This is a genomic window from Mesorhizobium sp. M2A.F.Ca.ET.037.01.1.1 (genome assembly GCF_003998075.1).
In the GTDB taxonomy this organism is placed as follows: Bacteria; Pseudomonadota; Alphaproteobacteria; order Rhizobiales; family Rhizobiaceae; genus Mesorhizobium.
The window spans coordinates 1-1007 of sequence record NZ_RZSA01001493.1; the positions used below are offsets into that span (position 1 = coordinate 1).

Here is a 1007-nt window from a genome sequence, read left to right on the forward strand (position 1 = left end):
TTCATGGGGCGTCGGGCTCCGATTGCTGGACGCTTGAGCGGATGGAAATGGGGCTTGGGGGGTTAGGGGCAAGGGTCGCTTGGAGGCGACCTTCGCGTTCGTCATCCTGGGGCTTGACCCGAGGATCCATGCCGTGACGTTTGCCGAAGGACGCGACGGGCCAGAATTCTGCACCGTAGCCGCGCTCGCAGGGTATGGCATGGATCCCAGGGTCTGCGCCGCGTCGCTCCGCTCCTTGCTTCGCCCTGGGATGACGAACGCACGAGCGGATTTGCCAACCACGGGCGTCGAAGAATGCCCCTGTCTCCAGCGGCCAGGCGAAGCTTTCCGTCCTTCTCTAGGTGACATAACGCTTCCCCTGGTTATATGATAAAAGCACTCCACTAAAACGGAGGAGCCTCCGTTTATTTAGCTGGGGTCTGGCCAGTCATGGTTCAACCCCCCAATATTGCGTTGGTGGAGAAAAAAGTGCCCGAGCCCGAAATGATCGCTGAAGCGACGCGCGATGCGCCGGCGCCAAAGCCGCTGCGCGCCGATGCGCAGCGCAACCGCGACAGGCTGGTCGAGGTGGCGGCGCAGATGTTTGCCAGCGACGGCGTCGACGCCTCGCTGGAGGAGATCGCCAAGCGGGCAGGGGTCGGCATCGGCACGCTCTACCGCCATTTCCCGACGCGCGAGCATCTGGTCGAGGTGGTCTACCGCCGCGAGGTGGAAGGCCTCTGCCACGCCGCTGACGAACTTGCCCACGAGCATCCGGCCGACGTCGCGCTGGAGCTCTGGATGCAGCGCTTCGTCGACTACATCGCCACCAAGCGCGGCCTCGCCACCAGCCTGCGCCTGTTGCTCACCGCCAATTCGACGCTGTTCTCCGACACGTCGGGCCGCGTCTCCGGCGCCATGCGAAGCCTGGTCCAGGCCGCCGCCGCCGCGGGAAAAATCCGCGCCGACGTTGACGCCTCCGATGTCATGCATGCGCTCGGCGGCATCTACTCCGCGCCCAATACGCC

1 protein-coding gene is annotated in these 1007 nt (G+C 64.8%); it reads left to right on the forward strand.

Annotated features, from left to right (window positions below; genetic code table 11):
- Positions 1-483 precede the first annotated feature (483 nt).
- Positions 484-1007, forward strand: a 524-nt coding sequence (locus tag EOA27_RS37850) for a TetR/AcrR family transcriptional regulator (protein ID WP_145970880.1), incomplete at its 3' end; no start/stop codon positions are given.